Below are 22,123 nucleotides of genomic sequence, written 5' to 3'. Positions count from 1 at the left end.
CCGCGTCCTGTCAGCGCCCGGCCTGTCGGGGGGGTGTCGGTCGCGCGCCTGTCCGCTGTTGGCGGGTTATCCCGACGAACTGCTCCTCTCGCGGATTTCCTCCTGGCGCAGCGGTGTCTTGTCGATCGAGCGGCCGATCTCGCGCGTGTGCCAGGGCGACGGCTTGCGCAGTTTCACATCCCCGTCCTTGTCGACGAGGACCAGCGCGAAGCCGCGCGGACGAAGCTTCTGGCGAATGGCCGACCGTGCCGCCGGGTCGCTGTCGGTCACCACGATCACCCCGCGTTCGATCAGGTCGGTCGGCCGCTCGCCGATCATTTCCATCTGCTTGACGAAACGCGGATCGGTAGGCGTGTCGGCAAAGACGACAAGAACCCGGCTCACCCACAGATACCGGTCGATATCGAAGCCGTCGGCGTTGAAAATCTGCAGTCCGCGCGGTTCTGCCACACCTGCCTCGGCAGTTTGCTGCGCAGCCGCCATTTGCGCCTGCGACACGGCCAAAACTGTCGAAAACAGGGCCAAAATCAACAGACTCAGGGCTTTCGGGATACTCATGACCTCTCCTCGTCTCTTGCAAGATATAGGCAAGTGTCCCAAGAAAGCTAAGGGCAAATCGCATCCGTTCCCGTGCGGAACCGTGGTATGCGAAAGTGACGACGCGCGACACGTTTCACGATTTTGCAGTGCCGCCCGTGGCGGCTAGAACAAGGAGACTGCTTCGCGATGACCGAAAGGAAGACAACTCAGGACTGGGCGGAGCTGGCGACCAAGGAATTGCGAGGACGTCCGCTCGATAGCCTCGACTGGCATACGCTGGAAGGCATCACCGTCAAGCCGCTCTATACTCCGGCCGATACCGAGGGCCTGCCCACCATCGGCAGCCTGCCCGGCTTCGAGCCCTTCACCCGCGGGGTGAAGGCGACGATGTATGCGGGCCGGCCGTGGACGATCCGGCAATATGCGGGTTTTTCGACCGCCGAGGAATCGAACGCCTTCTACCGCCGCGCGCTGGCCGCCGGCCAGCAGGGGGTCTCGGTCGCCTTCGATCTTGCCACCCACCGCGGCTATGACAGCGATCATCCCCGCGTCGAGGGCGATGTCGGCAAGGCCGGCGTGGCCATCGACAGCGTCGAGGACATGAAGGTACTGTTCAACGGCATCCCGCTCGACAAGGTTTCGGTGTCGATGACGATGAACGGCGCGGTGATCCCGGTGATGGCGAACTTCATCGTCACCGGCGAAGAGCAGGGCGTTCCGCGCGAGCAGCTTTCGGGCACGATCCAGAACGACATCCTCAAGGAGTTCATGGTTCGCAACACCTATATCTATCCGCCCGAGCCCTCGATCCGCATCATCGCCGACATCATCGAATACACCGCCAACGAGATGCCCAGGTTCAACTCGATCTCGATCTCGGGCTACCACATGCAGGAAGCCGGCGCCAATCTGGTGCAGGAGCTTGCCTATACCCTGGCCGACGGGCGCGAATACGTGCGCACCGCGATCAGGGCCGGGATGGACGTGGACAAGTTCGCCGGCCGCCTGTCGTTCTTTTTCGCCATCGGCATGAACTTCTTCATGGAGGTGGCCAAGCTGCGCGCGGCACGGACGCTGTGGGACCGGGTGATGACCGAATTCGGTGCCAAAAACCCGCGTTCGAAAATGCTGCGCACCCATTGCCAGACCTCGGGCGTCAGCCTGCAGGAGCAGGATCCCTACAACAATGTCGTGCGTACCGCCTACGAGGCGATGTCGGCCGCGCTCGGCGGTACCCAGTCGCTGCACACCAACGCGCTGGACGAGGCGATCGCCCTGCCGACCGACTTCTCGGCCCGGATCGCGCGCAACACCCAGCTCATCCTGCAGGAGGAAACGGGCATCACCCGGGTCGTCGACCCGCTGGCCGGCTCCTATTATGTCGAGGCGCTGACGGCGGAACTGGTCGAAAAGGCCTGGGAACTGATGGAGGAGGTCGAGGAACTGGGCGGCATGACCGCTGCGGTGAACTCCGGCATGCCCAAGCTCAGGATTGAGGAATCGGCGGCCAAACGTCAGGCGATGATCGACCGCGGCGAGGAGGTGATCGTCGGCACCAACAAGTACCGGCTGCCGAAGGAAGAGGAGATCGACATCCTCGATGTCGACAATATCGCCGTGCGCGAGTCGCAGGTGAAACGGCTCGAAAAGCTGCGTGCCGAGCGTGATGAGGCCGCCTGCCAGGCGGCGCTGGCCGAGGTTACCCGCCGCGCCGGTGAAGGCGGCACCCTGCTGGAAGCCGCGGTCGAGGCCGCCCGGGCGCGTGCTTCGGTCGGAGAGATCAGCATGGCGATGGAAAAGGTGTTCGGCCGTCACCGGGCCGAGGTGAAGACACTGGCCGGTGTCTACGGTGCCGCCTACGAAGGGGACGACGATTTCGCCAGAATCCAGAAATCGGTCGAGGATTTCGCCGAGCGCGAAGGCCGCCGGCCGCGGATGCTGGTGGTCAAGATGGGACAGGACGGCCACGACCGCGGTGCCAAGGTCATCGCCACGGCTTTCGCCGATATCGGCTTCGACGTCGATGTCGGGCCCCTGTTCCAGACCCCCGAGGAGGCAGCGCAGGACGCCATCGACAACGATGTGCATATCGTCGGCATCTCGTCGCAGGCGGCCGGCCACAAGACACTTGCGCCCCGGCTGATACAGGCGCTGAAGGACCAGGGCGCCGAGGATATCGTGGTGATCTGTGGCGGGGTGATCCCGCATCAGGATTACGATTTCCTGTACAACTCCGGCGTCAGGGCGATCTTTGGCCCCGGCACCAATATCCCGGCGGCGGCCGCAAAGATCATGGATCTGATCGGAGGCAAGAACGACAAGGCCGCCTGACCGCAAGAGACACCTACTGGCGGCGGGCCGGGCGCCCGCCGCCATTTCTTTGCCGCCGTTTTGCACAAATGCCTGCCAGATGGGGCCCGTTCGGATATGAAGTTCGATCACATCGCCATTGCCTGCGAAACGCTCGATGCCGGCACCCGATATGTCGAGGATATGCTTGGCGTCGCACCCGGGCCGGTCGGGTACCATCCGCATTTCGGCACGCACAACAGGCTGCTGTCGCTTGGCGGGTCGGAATACCTTGAGGTGATTGCGATCGACCCCGAAGCGCCCGCGCCGGATATCCCGCGCTGGTTCGATCTGGATCGTTTCGCCGGCCCGCCGCGCCCGGGCAACTGGGTATTGCGCACCGGGAATCTCGATGCGGAGCTGGCGCGGCTCGGTGTGGCGGCCGGAAGGCCCGTCGCGCTGGCGCGCGGACCCTACCGCTGGCGCATGGCGGTTCCCCCGACCGGAATCCTGCCCTTCGACAACCTGCACCCGGCGCTGATCGAATGGGACGGGCCGCATCCCGCGCCTGCGCTGCCGTCGAGCGGATGTGCGCTTTCGGCGCTGGTTGTCCGCCACCCCGAGGCCGAACGGATGAAGCGCCTGCTGGCGCTCGACGACCCCCGTATCGCGTTCGAGACCGGCACCCCCGGCCTGCAGGCGATCATCGCCACGCCATCCGGGCTCCGGGTTCTCGGATGACCGGCGGTTGCCAGGATATTGCGCCGATGCTGAAATTCCTGTCGGACCGGCGGCTTCGCGGCTAGGGTGCGCCCATGTCGATCTGGACCCGCATATCCGCCGCGCTGTCGTCGCTTGCCTCGGGACAACCCTTGTCCGAGGTCTTCGATCGCCTGCGCACCCCGCCCGAACGCAGCGTTGCCTTCACCATCGCGGTGATTGCGCTCGGCGCCAAGCTGGCCAAGGCCGACGGTGCGGTAACGCGCGACGAGGTGCGCGCTTTTCGCGAGGTGTTCGTCATCGCGCCCGGCGAAGAGGATAACGCCGCGCGCATCTTCAACCTCGCGCGGCAGGACGTTGCCGGTTTCGATGCCTACGCGCGGCGTATCGCCACCCTGTTTCGCGGCAGGGGCAAGGCCGTTCTGCGTGACCTGCTGGAGGGGCTGTTTCACGTCGCCATGGCGGATGGCGAATATCATGCGCGCGAGGACCGGCTTCTGGAGGAGGTCGCGTCGATCTTCGGCCTCAGCGCGCGCGAGTTCCGCGCGCTTCGGGCGCGCTGCGTGCCCGGTGCGCCGCCCGACCCCTACGAGGTTCTGGGCGTCACGCCGGAAACGCCGATGCCGCAGATTCGCCGCGCCTGGCGCCGCGCGGTTCGCGACAGCCACCCCGATGTGATGATCGCGCGCGGCGTTCCCGAAGAGGCGATCCGCATGTCGGAGCAGAGGCTGATTGCAATCAACCGCGCGTGGGAGGAAATCTCGTCGCATCGCTGACGGGGCTGGAAGGGCCGGAACCAGATGACGCTTTCGTTCTTCGGCATGGGTCTGACGATCCTTGCCACGGCGGTCATGGCCGCCTCGGCCGCAATTCAGGCGGCGCGGCACAACATGGACATGTTCGGCGCGACCGTGCTTGCCTTTGCCACCGCACTGGGCGGCGGTACGGTGCGCGATCTGCTCATCGGCCGGGTGCCGGTGTTCTGGATATCGGATCTGACCTATGTGGCGACCGTGGTTCCGGTGGCGTTGCTGTTCTATTACCTCGCGACGCGGATGGAGGCCGGAAACGGGGTCCGGCTCCGCTGGCTGCTCAGGCTCGATGCGCTGGGGCTGGCGCTTTTCACCCTGATCGGGGTGCGTGTGGCGCTGCAATACGAAACCCCCGCCGTGATCGCGGTCATCATCGGCTGCATCACCGGAACGGTCGGCGGGATGATCCGCGATCTGCTCAGCAACGTCACACCGGCGGTGCTGAAAGAGGATCTCTATGCCACGATCTCGCTCGCCGGCGGCGGGCTTTATGTGCTGCTCGCATCGCATGCGGGACAGGGCGTTGCGCTGACGATCAGCTTTCTGGCGATGCTGATTGTCCGGCTGGTGGTTCTGGAGCGTATGCCGGTGAAAGGCGATGGCTCCGCCAACAGCGGACGAGGCTGAAAAGCGCGACGCCGGAACGAATAGGCGGCAGGAAAAAGGCGCCCGGCCGGATTGCCGGGCGCCTTTGTCTTCCTCCCGGGCAAGCCGTTCAGGATGCCGCGACCCAGGTGTCGTCGGCCATCTGGATAAAGCCGGTCGGGCATTCGGCGGCGCAGATGCCGCAACCCTTGCAGTATTCGAGGTCGAACAGATAGTGCGACCCGTCTTCCGCCAGTTCCGCCGTCTTGATCACCGCGTTATCGGGGCACATGATCCAGCAGTTGTCGCAGGCCAGGCAGTTGCCGCAGGACAGGCATCGCGTCGCCTCGCGCAGCGCTTCGAGCCTTCCGATGTCACCCTCGATCTCCGCCTCGAAGGTGCGTTCGGGCACCGGGAGCTTGGGGGGAAGGGTGCGTTCGATCGGGCCGAAATAGACCTGGTTGAGCCCGCTGGCGGGCATTTCGGGCCGATCGTCCCATTCGGGATCGGGCAGGCCCCTGACCCGGGCGGCGATCGCCTCGACGGCAAGCCGGCCGTCGCCGATGGCCTCGGCTACCGTTCCACGGTCACCGCGCGCATCGCCGAGCGCATAGACGCCTTCCTGCGGGGTACGGCTCCAGCGGTCGCGCGCGTCGAGGTAGTTCCAGCGGTTCAGCAGGCTGTGCAGCCCGTCCGAATCGACCCGCTCGCCGATGCAGGGGATCACCATGTCCACCGGCACCACGCGTTCGGTTCCCTCGAACTGGACCCGGTGCTTGCGCCCGTCGGTGCCGTCGAGTTTCCTGAGCGACACGATCTCGACCCCGGTGACCCGGCTGCCCTTCATGATGAGCCGCTTGACCGTGGCGTGCTCGACGATTTCGATCCCTTCTTCCAGCGCCTCTTCCAGTTCGCGCGGAACCACGTTGATCAGATCGGACGGGTCGGTATCGGGGCCGGGCAGGGCCGAGGCGGTGATCAGCGTCACCTGGTCCACCCCGTAGCGCTTCATCAGCCGGCACAGGTCGATGGCGGTATTGCCGCCACCGTGCACCGCGACGCGGCGGGCCTGGGGAAACTCGCCGTGGTCCATGAATTCGCGCAGCAGGTGCAGGCCCTCGTGCAGGTCGGTGGGCACGGCGCCGTCCACGTGCCATTCCTTGCTGGCCTGGCAGCCGGGGGAAAGCACAACCGCGTCGAACCGGTTGCGCAACTCGTCGAGCATCACGTCGCGGCCCAGCTTGCAGCGCAGGTTGAGCGTGATGCCGGGCAGGGCAAGCAACCGTTCAAGTTCGGCGTCGAGCGCCGGGCGCGGCAGGCGCGTCGGCGGGATGGCCGAGCGCAGAAGCCCGCCGGCCTCGGGCAGTGCCTCGAAAATCTCGGCGCGCAGGCCGTGGCGCACGCAGTGATAGGCCGCCGAAAGACCGCCGGGACCGGCACCAACGATCGCCACCACCGGTGCGTCGGCGGCAGGTGGCTCGACCGGATAGGCCCAGCCGCGCTTGACCGCCTCGTCGCCCAGCCAGCGTTCGACATTATGGATTGCCAGCGGCCTGTCGACGGCCGCACGGTTGCAGGCGGTCTCGCACGGATGCGGGCAGACCCGGCCGGTGACCGAGGGCAGCGGGTTGGCCCTGACCAGTTCGCGCCAGGCCTCCTCGACATGACCCTCCTGAAGCCAGGCGAACCAGGCCTGCTGGTCTTCGCCGGCGGGGCAGGCGGCGTGGCACGGTGCCTTGGCGTGAATATGGGTCGGGCATTCGTTCGACCGCCAGCTTCCGGTCCTGAATTCCAGCGACGTGCCGGGTTCGGCATGCGCCCCCCTGTTGATGACAACCATCTCAGGCCTCCCCTGCTGCGCGGTCGCGGGCGACAAGGGTGATACCGGCGGTATCCGCCGGATCGTCGCCTTCACCGCGCAGGTTGTAATGGGCAATGTTGTAATCGGCGAGCGCCTGCAGGTGGGCGAGTTCCTCGATCGCGCGCGGATCGTTTGGCTTCATCAGATGGCCGAAACGGCCCTGCAGTTCGAGGTAATCCCGGACCGGTCGTACCTTGCGGATCGGCATGACGTTCGACAGCGCGCCACGCTCCATCTCGACCACCGGGTAGAGCCCGCATTCGACCGCGCGGCGCGCGACCTTGATCGTCACGTGGCTGTCGTGCTTCCAGCCCAGTGGGCAGGGAGAGTGGACGACGAGGAAGGTCGGCCCCTCGATCCCCATCGCATAGCGGACCTTGCGTTGCAGGTCGGCCGGATAGGCGACCGAGGCAGAGGCGGAATAGGGTATGTGATGCGCGGCGATGATGCCGAGCAGGTCCTTCTTCAGGTGCCGTTTGCCCATGCGTTCGGGGCCGGCCGGCGAGGTTGTGGTCGATGCCGCGTGCGGCGTCGAGGACGACCGCTGGATGCCGGTGTTCATGTAGGCCTCGTTGTCGTAGCAGACATAGAGGATGTTGTGATACCGCTCCAGCATGCCCGACAGGGCCTGAAAGCCGATGTCATAGGTGCCGCCGTCACCGCCGAAGGCGAGGATCTTGGTGTTCTTGCCCTTGGCGCGCATCGCCGCTTCCATGCCGGAGGCAACCGCCGCCGAGTTCTCGAACAGCGAGTGGATCCACGGCACCTGCCAGGCGGTCTGCGGCCACGGGGTCGAGAAGACCTCGAGGCAGCCGGTGGCGTTGGCGACCATCACGTCGGGGCCGGCGCATTCCATCACCAGACGGGCGGCCAGTGCCTCGCCACAGCCCTGGCAGGCGCGGTGCCCGCTTTCCAGTCCGCAGAAGCGGGGCTGGCGGTCGCGCTTGCTGGCGCCCTGATGGAAGGGCGCGGGCGGCTCGATCGGGTTGCGGCCGAACTTCTCGCGCAGTTCCGCAAGGCGCGCGATCTTGCGTTCTTCGATATCCGCTGGGGTCATCACCTGTCCTCCGCCGGCAGCATCGACAGATCGGCGTCGAAGACCGAGAAGGCCGGGGCGTCCGGATCGGCGATCGTCGCAAGCAGGTCGGCTGCGATGCTTTCGGGAATGTCACGGCCACCGAGGCCGAGCGCGTAGTTGTAGATGCGCGGCGCGTCGGGAACGCCGTAGAGCACCGATTTGATCTCGGCGCCGAGGATGCCGCCAAGACCCGGCGAGATCGCCCGGTCGATGACGATCAGATGGTCGAGCCCCCGGACCGCCTCGCGGATCGCCGCGTCGGGGAAGGGGCGGAAGGCGCGCAGCTTGATCAGCCTGGCCGGGGCGCCGGCGTTGTTGGCCAGCCCGGCGCGCAACGTGCCCACGGTCGAGCCCATGGCGATGATACCGATCCTGGCATCGTCCGGCCCCTCGACGGTCAGAAGCCCGCCGCAACTGCGCTTGAACGCCCTGGCAAAGGAGGCGTCGACCTTCTCGATCACCGGCAGTGATTTCATCACCGCCGAATGGTGCGAATGGCGCACTTCGGGGAAGAAATCCGGCCCGACAAGCGCGCCGAGCGACTTGGGATCGGACGGATCGAGCGCCCGCTTGAAATTGAGCGGGGGCAGCCATTTGCGGACCTGCGCCAGCGTCGGGATGTCGATCACTTCCATCGTGTGGGTCAGAACGAAACCGTCCATGCACACCATGACCGGAAGGTCGGTCTCCTGGCTGATCTTGAAGGCCTGGATGGTGGTGTCCACCGCCTCCTGGTTGTCGGCGCAGTGAAGCTGGATCCAGCCCGAATCGCGCACCGCCATCGAATCGGCGTGGTCGTTCCAGATGTTGAGCGGGGCGGAAACGGCGCGGTTGGCCACCGTCATCACCATGGGGATGCGCATGCCGGCGATGTTGAACAGCACCTCGCCCATCAGCAGCACGCCCTGGCTCGACGAGGCCGTATAGGCGCGCGCGCCCGATGCGGCGGCGCCGAGCACCACCGAGGCGGCCGAGAACTCGCTTTCCACGCTGACGAATTCGGTCTTCAGATCGCCATCGGCGACCAGCACCGACAGATTCTCGACGATATGGGTCTGCGGGGTGATCGGGTAGGCGGCAACCACATCGGGTTCACACAGGGCGACGGCGCGGGCAATCGCCTGGCTGCCTTCGAGCGCTTCACGCATGTTCGGCCTCCTTCCATGCGCCGGCCGGCACGAGGCCGCCGACGTGCTCGATCAGCCTGAGGTTTTTTTCCAGCACCGGCCCGCTGAAACGCCCCTTGAGCGCGGCGGCAAGCGCCTCGACCGGCAGGTGGCCGGTCATCGCCAGGAACGCGCCCAGCAGCGCGGTGTTCGGGATCGGCTTGCCGATATATTCCAGCGCCAGTTCGGTCGCCGGGATGCATTTTGCCTTGCACCCGAACGCTTCGGCGACATCCTCGTCGGAGCGCCTGGAATTGACGATCATCGCGCCACCGGGTTTCAGCCCGTTGGTGATACCGCGATCCATCAGAAGCGTGTCGTCCTGGACGATCAGGAAATCCGGCGTACGGACCTGGCTCCTCAGATGTATGGGTTGACTGTCAATGCGGACAAACGAGGTGACAGGCGCCCCCCGTCTCTCCGCGCCAAAGGACGGGAACGCCTGGCAGGTGTATCCGGCCTCGAACGCCGCGGATGCTAGGAGATAGGCTGCCGCCACACTTCCCTGGCCACCGCGACCATGGATGCGATACTCGATCATGATGGTTCAGGCTAATTCGCGCGATCAGCGCGAACAATGATCCAAAACAGCGCAAGTGCTGCGCCGGACGCAATGCCGCGTGCATGTTAGCGTCCGAGGTCGCCGTTTCGCGAATCGGCGAGCAAGTATGTTGCTGCAACCGGCCCCGCCACTTTCCGATTGCTCCGGGGCCGAAAAGCGGTCAGCAATCGGGGCCATGCCGGAGAAGCCCGAAGGGACGGGAATGCGAATCGCCACCTACAACGTGGAATGGATGAATGCGCTTTTCGACGACGACGGCCGCCCATTGCAGGACGGGCAGTGGTCGGCGCGCTGGAAGGTGACGCGGGCTCAGCAGTTCGAAGCGCTGGGAATCGTCTTTACCGCTATCGATGCCGACGCGGTGATGATCGTCGAGGCGCCGGCCGAGAGCCGGCGGCGCAGCACGGTCGGCGCGCTGGAGAGCTTCGCCGCCCTGTTCGGGCTGCGCCAGCGGCGCGCGGTGATCGGCTTTCCGAACCAGACCGAGCAGGAAATCGCGCTGCTCTACGATCCGGACCGGCTTTCTGCCGTTCACCGACCGCTGGGCGCCTTCGCCGGCAAGAAGGGGTCGGCCGATGCGCCCCGCTTCGACGGTTCGTTCCAGATCGAGCTGGATATCGACGCCACGCTGGCTGTGGTGCAGTTTTCCAAGCCGCCGCTCGAACTGGCGCTCGAGACGGCGGCGGGGGCGGCCCTCGGCATGATCGGGGTGCATGTGAAATCCAAGGCGCCGCACGGTGCGCGCAGCCCGGACGAGATCATGCGCCAGTCGATCGCCAACCGCCGCAAGCAACTGGCACAATGCATATGGCTGCGCCAGCGGATCGACGAACATCTGCTGGTGCACGATCCGCTGATCGTGCTGGGAGATTTCAACGACGGGCCGGGGCTGGACGAATACGAGAAGCTGTTTGGCCGCTCGGGGCTGGAGATCGTGCTGGGCGAAGGGCGGTCCAGCCCCGAACAACTGTTCGACCCCAATGCGCGCAGCGTGCTGTCGGGGCCGACCGTGGCGCGCCCGTCCTCGGCGCGCTTCTACAACGACCGGACAAAACGCTATGTCTCGGCACTGCTCGATTATGTGATGGTCTCGCCCGATCTTTGCCGCCGCGATCCGCGCTGGCGGATCTGGCACCCGTTCGAGGATGCCGCGATCTATCGCGTGCCGGAACTGCGCGAGGCATTGCTTGCCGCCTCCGACCATTTCCCTGTGACACTTGATATCGACCTTTGAGGTAGGCGCGCGACGGCAGAAGGCGTATGATGCGCCCATGATCAGGATCGTGCCCCTATCGCTCGCCGCTGCGCTGGCCATCGCACCGTTCTCCGCCACCGCGCAGGACGAGGGCGCGCCAAGCGACATGCAGGATGGCTTCAGCCTGATAGATCAGGGGGCCAAGCTGCTGCTGCGCGGGTTGCAGCAGCAGGTGCAGCCGATGATGGAGGAAATGGCGACCGAGATGGAGCCGCAGTTGCGCGCCTTTGCCGAGCAACTGATGCCGCTGATGCAGAACTTCTCGGAACTGGTCGGGGATCTCGACAATTACGAAGCGCCCGAAAGGCTGCCCAACGGCGACATCATCCTGCGCCGCAAGAAACCGGTCGACCCGGAGGTGCCACCTGAAGAAGGACCGGCGGAACCGGGCATGGCGCCGGCGGAAAGCACGGGCGAAATCGAGCTTTGAGACCTGCCGGAGCCGGGGCTATTCCAGCGTAGCGGATGCTCGTCGTCTGCTGGCGGTGGTGACGGTTGTCGATACTCCCAGTGCGCGGGCGAGCGAATCGAACCGTGCCGCGGCCACCTCTCCGTAGAGCGGCGCCGAATCGGCGGGCAGGCATAACTCCAGCGTCCTTTTCTTGGGGCGATAGCGCAGTTTTCCCATGCCGTCGGGGTTGGCGAACGAGAACATGGCACCGAAGCGCATCGCCTTGCCCAGCACCTCGGCTTCGCGGATCAGCCGGTCGTCCAGCAGTGTCAGCAAGGGTGCCAGATACGGGTCGGGCCCGGCGTTGCGATAGCGATAGGCCAGCGCGAGCCCGAGGAACACCCGTCCGGGATGGTCGATGCCGCTGAGGTTGCCGCGCGTCGAACTGTCGAAACAGACATCCGCCCGGTATTCGGGGTGAGCGCGCCAGTTCACGTCGTGCATCAGGCAGGCCGCCTTGATCCAGCGCTTGTCGGCATGGGGATGCCGGAACAGCGGTTCGACGAAATCGTAAAGCAGGCGCCCGGAACCGGGCAGGCGGGCCGATGTCACCTCGGCATAGCGGGCGACCTCGATCAGCGGATCGCGCGACCGGATGCGGTGCGGCATCTTCTCGTAGAGCAGCCCCTCGCGGATGCCGAAACCCGAGGTCGTGATCGCCCGGATGCCGAAGGTCGACAGGAGCCGCCGCAGGACCTCGCCGGCGATCGGCACCAGCCCGATCCGCGCCGCCGACAATCCGGCGCGCGGCCGCAGCGCCTCCAGATCCTGCTTTTCGATCCAGTCTAGCGTCGCGCGCGCCGATTTCGGTGTCATCTGATAGGCATGCAGGACCGACAGCGGATAGTCCCGGCGCACCATGTCGAGCCGCGCGATCGCCCGCCACGATCCTCCGACAAGGTAAAGCCTGTCGTGGCGCTCGATTTTCGTGTGCAAATCGCCGACAAGCGCCTTTATCTCGCGGTGCCGGGTCTTGCGGCCGCCCGGCATGGTCTGCAGCCTGAGGGGGCCAAGCGGCGTGGTCGCGCGTTCCCATACCCGCCCGTCGGCGATGCGCGCCAGTTCCATCGACGAGCCGCCGATATCGCAGACGAGCCCCGCGCCCCGTGGCCAGCCGAGCAGCACCCCCTGTGCCGAGAGCCGCGCCTCCTCGTCGCCGTCGATCACATGCAGCTTCAGGCCGGTCGCGCTTTCGACCTCGGCGCAGAATTCCGGACCGTCCCCGGCCATGCGCACCGCCGCGGTCGCCACCGCGGTCAGCGGCAGGATACCCATGCCGCGGGCGAGCGCCACGAAACGGTTGATGGCGGCCAGGGCGCGCGTGCGCCCCTCGGGGTTGAGCTTTCCGGTGCGGTCCATGCCGGCGCCAAGCCCGGCCATCACCTTTTCATTGAAGAAATAGGCCGGGCTGCGCGCCGCGCCGTCGAAGACGACCAGACGAACCGAGTTCGATCCGACATCGATCACCCCGACGCGCGACAGGGCCCGGGCGGCGGGGTCCTCGAAGATCGGACGCCCGAACAATTCCCATTCGCCGTGCGTGTCGGGTCTACCGTCGTCCATCTCGGTCTCCCATTGCCCGCGCGAGTCACGCGAGCGGAGAGTGCGCAGGCTGCGCCCGAAGGTCAATCCTGCGAATGGGTCAGTTCGGGAACATCCGCCGCCCCCGCCGAGCCCCGGCCCGAGAGCGATGGGTATTCCATGAAGAACCGATGGCAGCTGAAGCCGCTGTCCCCTTCGCCGATCGGGTAGCGTTCGTAGCTGCCGTCGGGCCGGAGCACCCACGATTGCGCCTCGTCGGCCATGTTGGCGGCCATGATCTGGCTGACGATCTGGGCCTTGACGGTGGGGTTCCGGGTTTCGACCAGCGTTTCGACGCGGCGGTTCAGGTTGCGCCCCATCCAGTCCGCCGACGAGATGAAGACCCGCGCCCGCCGCGAGGGCAGCGGCGCGCCGTTGCCGAAGCAGACGATGCGCGAATGCTCCAGGAACCTGCCGACGATGGACTTGACGCGGATGTTCTCGGACAGGTCCCTGATGCCGGGCCTGAGCCCGCAGATGCCGCGAATCACAAGGTCGATCTTCACCCCCTCGCGGCTGGCGTGATACAGCGCGTCGATCACCTCGGCGTCGATCAGCGAGTTCATCTTGGCCCAGATCACCGCCGGCTTGCCGGCCCGCGCCAGTTCCGCCTCGCGCAGGATCATCTCGAGCAGCCGGGGTTTCAACGTGTGCGGCGAGATTGCGAGGTTTTCCAGGCTCTCGGGCTGGGCGTAACCCGACAGATAGTTGAAGACCTTGGTCGCATCGCGCCCAAGCGCGTCGTCGCAGGTGAAGAAGCTGAGGTCGGTGTAAATCCTCGCCGTGATAGGGTGGTAGTTGCCGGTGCCGTAGTGGGTATAGGTCACCAGCCTGCCGCCCTCGCGGCGGACCACGGTGCTGATCTTGGCGTGGGTCTTGTAGTTGGTGAAGCCATAGACCACATGGGCGCCGGCCCGTTCGAGCTTGCGCGACTGGCGGATGTTGGCGGCCTCGTCGAACCGCGCCTTGAGTTCGACCAGCGCCGTGACGGACTTGCCGTCCTCGGCCGCCTCGCAGAGCGCGCTGACGATGGGCGAATCCTTCGATGTCCGGTAGAGCGTCTGCTTGATGGCAAGCACGTTCGGATCGCGTGCCGCCTGCTGCAGGAAGCGGATCACCATGTCGAAGCTCTCGTAGGGATGGTGCAGCAGCATGTCCTTCTGGCGGATCGCCTCGAACATGTTGCCGTCGTGGTCCTGCACCCGTTCCGGCACCCGGGAGGTAAAGGGCGGCCACAGCAGGTCGGGCCGGTCGTCGAGCACCAGTTCCTTCAGGTCGGAAATGCCGATCAGCCCCTCGACCTCGACAACCTCGTCCTCGCCGATGGCAAGCTCTTCCATGATTGTCCGGCGCAACCGCGCCGGGGCGCCGGCGGTCAGCTTCATGCGGATCACCTCGCCCCGCCGGCGGCGCTTGAGGGCGACCTCGAACTCGCGCACCAGATCCTCGGCCTCCTCCTCGACCTCGAGATCGCTGTCGCGCAACACCCGGAAGGCGCAGTGCCCGTCGAGCCGGTAGCCGGGGAAAAGCGAGCCGAGATGCAGGATGAGAAGGTCTTCGAGCGGCAGGAAGCGCCGCTGGTGCGGTTCGGAGGGCAGGGGAACGAACCGGGCGATCTGGGCCGGGATCGGCAGCAGTGCCTGGCGTGTCACCCGGTCGGCCTCGCGCGTCAGTTGCAGCGCCAGACAGAAGCCGGTGTTGGGAATGAACGGAAACGGATGGGCGGGGTCGATCGCCAGCGGCGACAGGATCGGAAAGACCTGCATCAGGAAATGCTCTTCCAGATGCACCCTGTCTGCGTCCGTCAGCCGGTCCAGCGTCAGGATATGGATGCCCTCGGCCTCCATCTCGGTCTTGAGCCGGTTCCAGGTGGCCTGTTCCTCCAGCAGAAGCTCGCGCGCATTCTCCTTGATGTACCCCAGTTGCTCGGCCGGGGTCAGCCCGTCGGCGGCCGGTGTCACATGGCCCTCGCGGGCAAGCTCCCTGAGGCCGGCGACGCGGACGGTGTAGAATTCGTCCAGGTTGGTCGCCGAAATCGAGACGAAGCGGACCCGTTCGAGCAGCGGCACGCGCGGATTGGTCGCCTCTTCGAGCACGCGCCAGTTGAAGGCGAGCCAGCTCAGTTCGCGGTTGAAGAAGCGCTTGGGGCCGCTCACATGGGCGGCCGGAATTTCGACCGGCGCGGGGAGGGCGGTTTTCAGGAAGTCGGCGTGAGTCATGGTTCTGTCTTCGCAGAAGGGTCGGGGGGCGCCTTACTGTTGTCGTCGCGCGCGGCGGCGTCAAGCACCTCGGCGGCGAGTTTTGGCCCGATGGGCCGCCCGGTGCCGAGCGCCGTCGCGTCAAGCGCCTCGACGATCCGCCCGGCAGCGGCAAAAGACCGCTCCATGCGCCTGAGAAGCCAGGGCAGCAGGCTGGGCTGCGGGGTGATCTGACGGTCGGCGAACAGCTTCAGCAGCACCGCCTGCAGCAGAATGTCGTCGGGCGGGTCGAGCCGGGCGATCGGCGTTCCGCGCATCCGGCTGGCGAGGTCGGGCAATTCGATCGGCCACAGCGCCGGCGGGGTCGTGCCCGTCACCAGCAGCCGCCCGCCTTCGGCGAGCACCAGATTGTGCCAGTGAAACAGCGCCTCCTCGGCCTCGGCGTTGCCGGCGATTTCGGGGATGTCCTCGATGGCGGTGTTTCCGGGCAGCGGATCGTGCGCCGCCAGATCCCGGGCCGAAAGGATGCGGGCGCCGGCGCCGGCCGCCCAGACATGGACGAGATGGGTCTTGCCCGCCCCCTCGGGGCCGATGAGCGCCAGCTTTTCCGCCGGCCAGTCGCGCCAGCGGTCGATCTCGGCCACCGCCAGCGCGTTCGACGGGGAGAGAAAGAAATCCTCCCTGCCGGTTGCGGAACGTACCGGCAGGTTCAGCTTCAGTTGCCGGGGCATCAGGCCTCTCCAGAGCGGTCGGAGACGGAATTTTCCTCGCCCGGCGCGCTCTTCGACCTTCCCCAATAGAGCGGGCTCTGCTGGTATTCCCCGATGGTGAAGCGGACCAGCACACCAAGCGCCGCGGCGGCCGGAACGGCGACCAGCATGCCGACGAAACCGAACAGCGAGCCAAAGACCGAAAGCGCGAACATCAGCCACACCGGGTGCAGCCCGACCGAGCTTCCGACCAGTTTCGGTGTCAACACGTTGCCCTCGACCATCTGCCCCGACACGAAGATCGCGGCGACGATCAGGACCATCGTCCAGTCGCCCCAGAACTGGAACAGTGCCAGCCCGATGGCCAGTGTGCCGCCGACCAGCGAGCCGATGTAGGGAATGAAGGTCAGCAGCCCGGCGATGGCGCCCACCACCAGCCCGAAATCGAGCCCGACCAGCATCAGCGCGATCGAATAATAGAGACCGAGCAGGAAGCAGACGGTTCCCTGCCCGCGGATGAAGCCGGAAAGCGACAGGTCGATTTCATGCGCCAGCCGGCGGACCGTCGGGGCATGGTCGCGCGGCAGAAGGTCGTCGATACGACTGACCAGCCTGTCCCAGTCGAGCAGCAGGTAGAAGGCCACGACCGGCACGATCACCAGCAGCACGATCACGTTGACGAAGCTGCCGACCGACAGCACCGCACCCTTGAGCAGTTCGCCCCCGCGCGAGGAAATGAACTGCCCGAGCGAGGCAAGCGATTTGCGGATCGTCGATTCGGCGTCGACCAGCGAGGGGAAGCGATCGGTCAGCAGGCCCTGCAGCTTTTGCGCGAATTGCGGGATCGAGGCGAAAAGCGACCCGGCCTCCTGCAACAGCGTCGGGATCACCAGCAGGATCGCAAGGGCGAATATCAGCAGGTTGAACAGCGTGATGACGATGACCGAGGAGGTTCGCGACAGGCCGCGCGCCTCCAGCCAGTCGGCGATCGGGTCGAGCAGATAGGCAACCGCCGCCCCCAGAACGAAGGGCAGGATGACGTTGCCCAGAAGCCAAAGCATGGCCATTATCGCCACCGCGACAATGGTCCAGATCCTGATCTGCGACCGGGTAGACAGGGCCATGTATGTTCCTCTTTCTTTCCGATGTCGCCCAGCGGTCGCCAATTTGCAAGTGCAGCGAACGCGGCGGGCGAAGCGGATGCCGGTTTTCGGCCTGCCAGGCCAGCAGGCGGCGGTTCGGCCGGTCACGCGGGGGGGGGTGGAAAAAGGGCTGCCCTTTGCGTAACGGGATGCGGAGCATCCGGGAGAGATTCGAGACATGCGCCTGAGCCGTTACTTCCTGCCCGTCCTCAAGGAGACCCCTTCGGAGGCACAGATCGTCAGCCATCGCCTGATGCTGCGCGCCGGCATGATCCGTCAGCAGGCCGCCGGCATCTATTCCTGGCTGCCGCTCGGCTACCGGGTGTTGCGCCGGATCGAGCAGATCGTGCATGAGGAACAGCAGCGCGCCGGCCATATCCCGCTGCTGATGCCGACGTTGCAATCGGCCGAATTGTGGCGCGAAAGCGGACGATACGACGCCTATGGCCCGGAGATGCTGCGCATCCGCGACCGGCACGACCGCGACATGCTCTATGGCCCCACCAACGAGGAGATGATCACCGACATCTTCCGCTCCCATGTGACCAGCTACAAGGACCTGCCGCTGACGCTCTATCATATCCAGTGGAAGTTCCGGGACGAGATCCGCCCCCGTTTCGGCGTCATGCGCGGGCGCGAGTTCCTGATGAAGGACGGCTACAATTTCGACCTGACCAGAGAGGACGCGCTGCATGCCTACAACCGCCATCTGGTGAGCTATCTGCGCACCTATGAGCGGATGGGGCTTCAGGCGATCCCGATGCGCGCCGACAGCGGCCCGATCGGCGGCGACGACACGCATGAATTCCTGGTGCTGGCCGAGACCGGCGAGTCGGAGGTGTTCTACGACAGCGAGATCACCGATCTGCGCTTTGGCGAGCGCGTGATCGATTACGACAGCCACGGAGAGTGCCGTGCCGTGCTCGAGGAATTCACCTCGCGCTACGCCCGCACCGACGAGACCCATGACGAGACGGTCTTTCACCGGACCGTACCCGAGGAGCGCCGCCGTGTTGCCCGTGGTATCGAGGTGGGCCAGATCTTCTATTTCGGCACCAAATATTCCGAGCCGATGGGGGCGTTCGTCACCGATGGCGAGGGCAATCGGGTGCCGGTTCACATGGGGTCGCACGGCATCGGCGTATCGCGTCTGGCAGGCGCGATCATCGAGGCCAGCCACGACGAGGCCGGTATCATCTGGCCCGAAGGCGTGACGCCGTTCCCGGTCGGGATCGTCAACCTCAAGCAGGGTGACGCCGAGGCCGACTCGGCCTGCGAGCGCCTCTATTCGGCGCTGATGGCGCGCGGGCTGGAACCGCTCTATGACGACCGCGAGGAACGGGCCGGGGGCAAGTTCGCCACCATGGATCTGATCGGCCTGCCATGGCGGATCACGGTCGGGCCGCGCGGGCTGAAGAACGGCGTCGTCGAACTGACCTGCCGCCGGACCGGCGAGAGCGAGGAGCTTTCGCCTGAACTGGCGGTCGGGCGGGTGGCCGAAATCTACGCGGCGTATTGAGCGGGTGGCGCGGGGAGCGTTCCGCCCGGCGCCTGTCGCCGGCTGGGTGTGAAATTACGGACTACCTGGTTGGGTTTTCCGGCTAAACACCGAACTATTTTGGCTAAATGCGCAACAATACTATTTTCAAGCCGATAATGTTGACCTAAGGTTAATCCACGCAGCAAGTCGGCTGCCGGCCGGCAGTACCTCACCCACCCGCTCCCTCGAACCCGGCCGGCAGCCTCTTTCCGAGACAGATTGGCTACTTGCAGCGCGAGCCCTTTCCCGCGATAAACCCGGCAAAGTCTTAGGAGTGAGGCACCATGCGCGCGCGAATCTACCAGCCCGCCAGAAACGCCATGCAATCGGGCATGGGAAAAACGAAGCTCTGGTTGCTGGAGATCGCCCCGTCCGAGCCGCGCGAGATCGACCCGCTCACCGGCTGGGTCGGCAGCGCCGATACCGCAAGTCAGATCAGGATGCGTTTCGAGACCAGAGAAGCCGCGATGGATTATGCCAGGGAGCATGGCATCGCCTATACGCTTCTGGAATCCAACAAGCGCAAACCGGTCATCCGCCCGCGCGGCTACGGCGAGAATTTCGCCACCAACCGCAAGGCCCCCTGGACGCACTGACCGTGTGTAAGGACAATACCAGATTGCGACTGCACCGCGGGCATTGATGCCCGCGGTGCGATCCGTCTTTCAGAGCAGTGCCTTGACCTTGGCGACCGTTGCCCTGGGCGTGATGCCGAACTGCTTGTAGAGCGTTTCGGCCGGCGCCGAGGCGCCGAAATCGTCCATGCCGACGAAATCCGCCTTGGCGGAACGGCCGCGTTCGCCGGTCAGCCACTGGTCCCAGCACTGGCGCACGCCGGCCTCGATGGCGACGCGCACGCCGGTGCCCGGCAGGACCTTCTTGCGGTAATCCTCGGGCTGGGCGGCGAACAGTTCCATGCAGGGCATCGAGACGACGCGCGTTCCGATGCCTTCCTTCTCGAGCAATTCGCGCGCGGCAAGCGCGATCTCGACCTCGGAGCCGGTGGCGATCAGGATGGCCTGACGCCTGGCGCCGGATTCGGCGAGGATATAGGCTCCCCGGGCAACGAGGTTCTCGCTGGTATGTTCGGTGCGCACCGTCGGCAGGTTCTGGCGCGACAGCGCCAGCACCGACGGGCCTGACTTCTGGGCGAGCGCCAGTTCCCATGCCTCGGCGGTCTCGACCGCATCGGCGGGGCGGAAGACCAGCGTGTTGGGTGTTGCGCGCAGCATGGCCAGATGTTCGACCGGCTGGTGGGTCGGGCCGTCTTCGCCCAGGCCGATCGAATCGTGGGTCATGACATAGATGACCGGGACCTTCATCAGCGCCGACAGGCGCATTGCCGGCCGTGCGTAATCGGTAAAGCACATGAAGGTGCCGCCATAGGGCCGCACGCCGCCATGCAGGAACAGCCCGTTCATCGCCGCGCTCATGCCGTGTTCGCGGATGCCGTAATAGACGTAGCGCCCGGCGCGGTTCTCGACCTTGAAGGTCCCCATGTCGGCGGTGAGCGTGTTGTTCGAGCCGGTCAGATCCGCCGATCCACCAACCGTTTCGGTAAGGATCGGGTTGATTACCGCAAGCGCCATTTCGCTGGCCTTGCGGGTCGCGACCTTGGGCTTGCCGGCGCTGATTTCGGCCTTGTGGGTGTCGATGGCCCTGGCAAGCGCCGCGGGAATCTCGCCTTTCCAGGCGCGGCTGAACGCGGCGCGCCGGTCCCTGGGCAGCGCCTTGAGCCGCCCGTCCCAGGCTTCGCGGTCGGCGGCACCACGCGCGCCGATGGCCTCCCAGGCCGACTTGATGTCGGCGGGCACCTCGAACGCCTCGCCGGACCAGCCGTAGGCGGCCTTGGTGTCGGCGATAAGCTTCGGATCGGTCAGCGCGCCGTGTCCCTTGGAGGTGTCCTGCGCCGACGAGCCGAGCGCGATATGGGTCTTGCAGGCGATCATCGTCGGCAGGTCGCTGGCGCGGGCCTGATGGATTGCCGCGTCGATGGCATCGGGGTCGTGCCCGTCGATCGAGATGACGTGCCAGCCGGACGCGGCGAAACGCGCCTGCTGGTCGGTGCGGTCGGAAATGCCGACCGGGCCGTCGATGGTGATGCCGTTGTCGTCCCAGAAGACGATCAGCCGCGACAGTTTCTGCCGCCCGGCAAGCGCGATCGCTTCCTGGCTGACGCCTTCCATCAGGTCGCCGTCACCGGCGAAGCAGTAGGTGTGATGGTCGATGATCCCGGCGCCCCAGACGGCGCGCAGATGTTCCTCGGCCATGGCGAAACCGACCGAGGTGGCGATACCCTGCCCGAGCGGGCCGGTTGTGGTCTCGACACCGCGCGCATGCCCGTATTCGGGGTGCCCGGCGGTGATCGCGCCCTTCTGACGGAAGTTCCTGATCTGATCCAGCGTCATGTCGGGCGAGCCGGTGAGATAGAGCAGCGAATAGAGCAGCATCGAGCCATGGCCGCCCGACAGGATGAACCGGTCGCGGTTCGGCCATTCGGGGTTTGCGGCGTCGAATTTCATGTGCTTTTCGAACAGTACCGTCGCGACGTCGGCCATGCCCATCGGCATGCCGGAATGGCCGGAATTGGCGGCGGCCACGGCATCGAGGGTCAGCACGCGGATGGCGGCGGCCTTGTTCCAGTGGTCGGTGTGGAATTCTCGGAGTGCAGCGATTTCCAAGGTCGGGTCCTTTCCTTCTGTCGCCGCTGCATGGTGCGGCGTTGAATCCGGCTCAGGGCGGTGTAGGTGGGGCGCCAGCGGCGGTCAAGGATGCACGGGTGAGGTGAAAAGGCGCGTTCGAAGCGGGGTTTCGCCGTCCGGCGGCGAAAGTGGGGCGCATTCCGCATTTCTCTTGGGTATGCTGGATACATGTGACGGCGGCGCTGATTCGCGGGCGGGTCGTGCCGCGCCCTGCACATCGGGCGGTCAAAACGGGGAAAGCAGGATGGAAGAAATAACCGAACTGGAAGGCCGGATCATATCGGCGATGGAGCGGATCGGGCGATCCGTTCAGCAGTTCGAGGGGACGGGCGGCGTTTCGCCGGAGGATCTGGAACAGGCCCGCGCCGCCTTCGAGGCGGCCGAGGAACGCGCGGTGGGCGCCCGGACACGGGCCGAAAGCGCCGAGGCCGAGCTTGCCAGGGTCGCCCAGGCGCTGGAGGCCGAGGCGGCCGCGTCCGAAAAGCTGCACGAGCGCCTCGACGGGCTGAAATCCGCCCGCGACGAACAGCAGCAGCGGATTGCCGACCTTGAAGCGCAGCTTCGCGACAGCGAGGCGCAACGCAAGGCCGACCGCACCGAACTTGACGATCTGATTGCCCTTGTCGAACCGCTTGTCAGGGAGGCGTCCAATGCCTGAACTGAGCATCACGATCGGCAACAAGACCTTCGCCGTCGCCTGTCAGGAGGGCGAGGAGCAGTACCTGCGCTCTGCCGCCGCCATGCTGGACCGCGAGGCGCAGGGCATGGTCAGCCAGATCGGCCGCATGCCGGGCGAGCGGATGCTGCTGATGGCCGGGCTGATGCTGGCCGACCGTACCGCCGCCTGCGAGGAACGGGCGCAGGTCGCCGAGGAGAAGCTGGCGCGCCTGGAGCGGACCGTTGCCGAACTGGAGGCGCGTCCGGCGCCGCC

At 65.9% G+C, this 22,123-nt stretch carries 20 protein-coding genes; 10 read left to right on the top strand and 10 right to left on the bottom strand.

Features of this window, described 5'->3' with window-relative positions; genetic code table 11:
* Window positions 1-66 precede the first annotated feature (66 nt).
* On the bottom strand, window positions 67-450 hold the full coding sequence (locus tag ACK5IR_RS00860; protein WP_416924952.1) for a DUF4174 domain-containing protein: 384 nt from the start codon (window positions 448-450) through the stop codon (window positions 67-69).
* Window positions 451-726: 276 nt separating this feature from the next.
* Between ACK5IR_RS00860 and scpA the strand changes: the two genes are divergently transcribed.
* The 4 genes from scpA to ACK5IR_RS00840 all read left to right on the top strand — a co-directional run bounded on the left by scpA (window position 727) and on the right by ACK5IR_RS00840 (window position 4,988).
* Window positions 727-2,871: a methylmalonyl-CoA mutase gene (gene scpA, locus ACK5IR_RS00855; protein ID WP_416924950.1), complete on the top strand. Its 2,145-nt coding sequence runs from the start codon at window positions 727-729 to the stop codon at window positions 2,869-2,871.
* A 96-nt stretch (window positions 2,872-2,967) separates the two neighbouring features.
* Window positions 2,968-3,570 (top strand): VOC family protein, encoded by a 603-nt coding sequence (locus ACK5IR_RS00850; RefSeq protein WP_416924948.1) that lies wholly within the window; start codon window positions 2,968-2,970, stop codon window positions 3,568-3,570.
* Window positions 3,571-3,644: 74 nt separating this feature from the next.
* Entirely contained in the window at window positions 3,645-4,325 is a 681-nt protein-coding gene (locus ACK5IR_RS00845; RefSeq protein WP_416924946.1) for a TerB family tellurite resistance protein, read from the top strand.
* Between the two features lie 24 nt (window positions 4,326-4,349).
* Window positions 4,350-4,988, top strand: coding sequence for a trimeric intracellular cation channel family protein (locus ACK5IR_RS00840; RefSeq protein WP_416924944.1), 639 nt, complete (start codon window positions 4,350-4,352; stop codon window positions 4,986-4,988).
* Window positions 4,989-5,076: 88 nt separating this feature from the next.
* Here the strand turns inward: ACK5IR_RS00840 and ACK5IR_RS00835 are convergent, their stop codons facing one another.
* Genes ACK5IR_RS00835 through ACK5IR_RS00820 form a run of 4 tightly spaced genes read right to left on the bottom strand, consistent with a single transcriptional unit; the run spans window position 5,077 to window position 9,592 of the window.
* Window positions 5,077-6,786 (bottom strand): FAD-dependent oxidoreductase, encoded by a 1,710-nt coding sequence (locus tag ACK5IR_RS00835; RefSeq protein ID WP_416924942.1) that lies wholly within the window; start codon window positions 6,784-6,786, stop codon window positions 5,077-5,079.
* Between the two features lies 1 nt (window position 6,787).
* Entirely contained in the window at window positions 6,788-7,864 is a 1,077-nt protein-coding gene (locus ACK5IR_RS00830; RefSeq protein ID WP_416924940.1) for a thiamine pyrophosphate-dependent enzyme, read from the bottom strand.
* Window positions 7,864-9,033 (bottom strand): pyruvate ferredoxin oxidoreductase, encoded by a 1,170-nt coding sequence (gene porA, locus ACK5IR_RS00825; RefSeq protein WP_416924938.1) that lies wholly within the window; start codon window positions 9,031-9,033, stop codon window positions 7,864-7,866. The genes ACK5IR_RS00830 and porA overlap by 1 nt, the downstream gene beginning before the upstream one ends.
* Complete coding sequence (locus ACK5IR_RS00820) at window positions 9,026-9,592, bottom strand: 2-oxoacid:acceptor oxidoreductase family protein (RefSeq protein ID WP_416924936.1); 567 nt, start codon at window positions 9,590-9,592, stop codon at window positions 9,026-9,028. The genes porA and ACK5IR_RS00820 overlap by 8 nt, the downstream gene beginning before the upstream one ends.
* A gap of 223 nt (window positions 9,593-9,815) precedes the next feature.
* On the opposite strand from ACK5IR_RS00820, the gene ACK5IR_RS00815 reads away from it, so the two are divergent.
* Both ACK5IR_RS00815 and ACK5IR_RS00810 read left to right on the top strand, forming a co-directional pair.
* A complete protein-coding gene (locus ACK5IR_RS00815; RefSeq protein WP_416924934.1) occupies window positions 9,816-10,847 on the top strand; it encodes an endonuclease/exonuclease/phosphatase family protein in 1,032 nt (343 codons plus the stop codon).
* 37 nt (window positions 10,848-10,884) lie between these two features.
* Window positions 10,885-11,298: an AAA+ family ATPase gene (locus ACK5IR_RS00810; protein ID WP_416924932.1), complete on the top strand. Its 414-nt coding sequence runs from the start codon at window positions 10,885-10,887 to the stop codon at window positions 11,296-11,298.
* A gap of 18 nt (window positions 11,299-11,316) precedes the next feature.
* Here ACK5IR_RS00810 and ACK5IR_RS00805 read toward each other — a convergent pair whose 3' ends face one another.
* The 4 genes from ACK5IR_RS00805 to ACK5IR_RS00790 form a co-directional block, all read right to left on the bottom strand.
* Window positions 11,317-12,882: a Ppx/GppA family phosphatase gene (locus ACK5IR_RS00805; protein ID WP_416924930.1), complete on the bottom strand. Its 1,566-nt coding sequence runs from the start codon at window positions 12,880-12,882 to the stop codon at window positions 11,317-11,319.
* A gap of 62 nt (window positions 12,883-12,944) precedes the next feature.
* Window positions 12,945-15,119, bottom strand: coding sequence for an RNA degradosome polyphosphate kinase (locus tag ACK5IR_RS00800; RefSeq protein ID WP_416924928.1), 2,175 nt, complete (start codon window positions 15,117-15,119; stop codon window positions 12,945-12,947).
* Window positions 15,116-15,829 carry a chromosomal replication initiator DnaA gene (locus ACK5IR_RS00795; RefSeq protein WP_416924926.1) on the bottom strand — a complete coding sequence of 238 codons (714 nt, stop codon included), beginning with the start codon at window positions 15,827-15,829 and terminating at the stop codon, window positions 15,116-15,118. The genes ACK5IR_RS00800 and ACK5IR_RS00795 overlap by 4 nt, the downstream gene beginning before the upstream one ends.
* Window positions 15,829-16,932: an AI-2E family transporter gene (locus ACK5IR_RS00790; RefSeq protein ID WP_416924924.1), complete on the bottom strand. Its 1,104-nt coding sequence runs from the start codon at window positions 16,930-16,932 to the stop codon at window positions 15,829-15,831. The genes ACK5IR_RS00795 and ACK5IR_RS00790 overlap by 1 nt, the downstream gene beginning before the upstream one ends.
* A gap of 196 nt (window positions 16,933-17,128) precedes the next feature.
* On the opposite strand from ACK5IR_RS00790, the gene proS reads away from it, so the two are divergent.
* Entirely contained in the window at window positions 17,129-18,469 is a 1,341-nt protein-coding gene (gene proS / locus ACK5IR_RS00785) for a proline--tRNA ligase (RefSeq protein ID WP_416924922.1), read from the top strand.
* A 305-nt stretch (window positions 18,470-18,774) separates the two neighbouring features.
* Complete coding sequence (locus ACK5IR_RS00780) at window positions 18,775-19,086, top strand: ETC complex I subunit (protein ID WP_416924920.1); 312 nt, start codon at window positions 18,775-18,777, stop codon at window positions 19,084-19,086.
* 69 nt (window positions 19,087-19,155) lie between these two features.
* Here the strand turns inward: ACK5IR_RS00780 and tkt are convergent, their stop codons facing one another.
* Entirely contained in the window at window positions 19,156-21,171 is a 2,016-nt protein-coding gene (gene tkt, locus ACK5IR_RS00775) for a transketolase (protein WP_416924918.1), read from the bottom strand.
* 265 nt (window positions 21,172-21,436) lie between these two features.
* Between tkt and ACK5IR_RS00770 the strand changes: the two genes are divergently transcribed.
* On the top strand, window positions 21,437-21,850 hold the full coding sequence (locus ACK5IR_RS00770) for a hypothetical protein (protein ID WP_416924916.1): 414 nt from the start codon (window positions 21,437-21,439) through the stop codon (window positions 21,848-21,850).
* Window positions 21,843-22,123 (top strand): cell division protein ZapA (locus ACK5IR_RS00765; RefSeq protein WP_416924914.1); only part of this gene is annotated, 281 nt, incomplete at its 3' end. The genes ACK5IR_RS00770 and ACK5IR_RS00765, both read left to right, overlap by 8 nt.

This window comes from Tropicimonas sp. (genome assembly GCF_047971885.1).
In the GTDB taxonomy this organism is placed as follows: Bacteria; Pseudomonadota; Alphaproteobacteria; order Rhodobacterales; family Rhodobacteraceae; genus Tropicimonas.
Note: the sequence above shows the minus strand (reverse complement) of the source record. Positions and strands in the feature narration are given on the sequence as shown.